Source organism: Mesorhizobium sp. M7A.F.Ca.MR.176.00.0.0 (assembly GCF_004023165.1).
Classification (GTDB): domain Bacteria; phylum Pseudomonadota; class Alphaproteobacteria; order Rhizobiales; family Rhizobiaceae; genus Mesorhizobium.
In genome coordinates this window covers 1-2,500 of sequence record NZ_RZTC01000246.1, presented here as the reverse complement: position 1 = coordinate 2,500, position 2,500 = coordinate 1, and the positions used below count along the sequence as shown (strand labels likewise).

1 protein-coding gene and 1 pseudogene are annotated in these 2,500 nt (G+C 63.1%); both read left to right on the top strand.

Translation table 11 applies throughout. The annotated features are described in order from the left end of the window. Window positions 1-89: 89 nt before the first annotated feature. On the top strand, window positions 90-1,730 hold the full coding sequence (locus EOB59_RS34380) for a Mu transposase C-terminal domain-containing protein (RefSeq protein WP_245486884.1): 1,641 nt from the start codon (window positions 90-92) through the stop codon (window positions 1,728-1,730). Between the two features lies 1 nt (window position 1,731). Further along, window positions 1,732-2,500, top strand: a pseudogene (locus EOB59_RS34375) (TniB family NTP-binding protein); the annotation flags it as partial.

The window sequence follows — 2,500 nt, the reverse complement described above, 5'->3', positions numbered from 1 at the left end:
GAAAAGGGTCAGGTGTTGTTTAGGTTTTGGCGCTACGACAGCCCCGATTTTTCGCTAACGATTTCACTGACTGCGATTTGCCGCACCGATTGCACAACCGCAAAGCCGCACCCGGCACGTCGCATTCCGACGAAGCATGGTCGGCGGCACGTCGTCTCGCTCGCGAGCTCGACAGGATTCTCGACGGTTCGGGGCCAAGACGCGCGGCAATCAACCGGGCCGCGGCCGAGCTGCGCCTCTCGACCCGCCAAGTCTACAATCTGCTGGCGCGCTACCGCAACGATCGGACCGTGACGTCGCTGCTGCCCCAGTTGGATGGCAGCCGCAAGAAGCGCCTTGATCAAGGCATCGAGGCGATCATTGCGACGACGTTGCGAGAGCAGTGGCTGGTGCTGGAGGCTCCGCCGCTCGCTCCCGTCGTGGCCGAGATCCGCGCTCGCTGCGAAGAGGCCGGCTTGGCCGCTCCGTCCTATCTCACGGTCGCCCGCCGGATACCCGCGCTGTTCAGCCCCGAGGAGATCGCGAGGAAACGGTCCGCCAATCCGAAGCATCTCCAGCGTCTCAAACCGCGGCCAGGATACATCCATGCGGCGCGCCCACTGGATGTCTGCCAGATAGATCACACGCCCACGGACATCAACTTCGTCGAGGTCGTCGACGGCGGCGGGACGTTCATCGGCCGGGCATACTTGACGATCGTCACCGACGTGGCGACACGCTGCATCTTTGGCTTCTGTCTCACCCTCGAGAAGCCGTCTGCGCTGTCGGTCGCGCTCTGCCTAGCGCAGGCTGTGTGTCCAAAGGAGGCCTGGCTCAGCGCACATGACATCAACCACGGCTGGCCGATGTTCGGTCGACCGAGGTCGCTTGTCACCGACTCCGCCAAGGAGTTCAAAGGGCATGCCTTCCAGCGCGGGTGCGAGGACTACGGCATTCGCATCCGCTACCGGGATCGCGGTCGCGTCCACCAAGGCGGGGTGGTCGAGAGGCTACTTGGGAAGCTCAACTCTGTTCTGGCAACGCAGCCGGGCTCGACGGGCCGATCCGTGGCGGATCGCGACGAATACCCCGCGCAGCGGCGAGCTCGCCTCAGCTTCGCCGATCTCGAGCGATGCATCGCGCTCGCCGTGATCGACCATAACCTTCAGGAAAATGCGAGGACGTTGAAGGTGCCGGCGACAGAATGGGAGCGACAGGCGCGCGATCTCCAGCACTTCGATGATGATGCGATGCAAGTGCTGCTTGCCTTTCTCCCCGTAGCAGAGAGGCGCATCTCACCGCAGGGTGTCAGCATGTTCGCGTTGGACTATTTTTCACCGTGGCTGGGCAGCCTCGTCCCGCAACGAGACCGTCTGGGACGGCTCGAGCTGCGATACGATCCTCGCGATATCAGCCACGTCTACATCCGGGACCCGGAGACGAGGGAGTTCCGGCCCGTGGAGCGGCGTGACGGAATGCTTGCTCCCATGACGTTGTGGGAGCACGAAGCTGACCGCTCGCACCAACGCAGCGCGAATGCGCGAACGGATGTCGAAAAAGTGACGCTCCGCCGTCAGATAACGGAAATCGCCAGCGGGCAAAAGCCATCAAAAATCGAGCTGCGCAATGCCGTGCGTCGAGCACATGCGGTAGAGGCCGCCAAACCCTATGATGCGCTGCGCCCCGCAAAACCGGCGCCTGCCGAGCATCCCGTACGCCACAAACGCCGTCTGCCAGTCGAGGACTGGTGACGTGGTGGGCCATCTGCTCGATCACGTTCGCCCGGTTCTTGACCGCAGGATGGAAGAGCGGATCGCCTATATCCAGGCGCCGCGATGGATCGGACATCAGGTGACAGTCCAAGCGCATGAACGCCTTGCCGAGTTGCTGTCCCGGCCGCCGGCGTTGCGGACCCGAGGCCTGATGCTCGTCGGACCCTATGCCAACGGCAAGACGATGATCGCCGAACGGTTTGCTGTCGAACATCTGAGAACCGCCGAGCAGCAGCGGGTGTGGGTGGTCCAGACGCGTGAGGGTGCGGGCCTCGCCCATTTCTATGAAGCATCCTCGAGGCATTGCGAGCGCCAACCGGCATGGGTCGTGGTGTCGGCCGCAAAGCCGAGCAAATCGATCGCCTGTTCGACAGCCTGAAGCCCAGGATGCTGATCTTCGACGAATTCCACAATGCGCTGCGGGGCCGATCGCGGGACGTCGAGGCGGTTCTTGCCTTCCTCAGAAGGATCGGCCGCCAGTTCGACATTTCACCGATTCTGATCGGTGAGGTCGCGGTGTACGACTTCATCAACCAGACCGCCGAAATGGCGACCCGGTTCGACCTGCATGCAGTGCCGCGATGGCAATATGGCGAGGAGTTTTTCGCGCTGCTCAACAGCCTCGAAGCCGCCTTGCCGCTCGCCCGCGCTTCCGATCTCTCGGATGAACCGATGGCGCGGATGATCTTTCAGCTCTCCGAGGGCCTGATCGGCGAGATCGTGGCGATCGTCTCTGCGGCGGCCGTGGC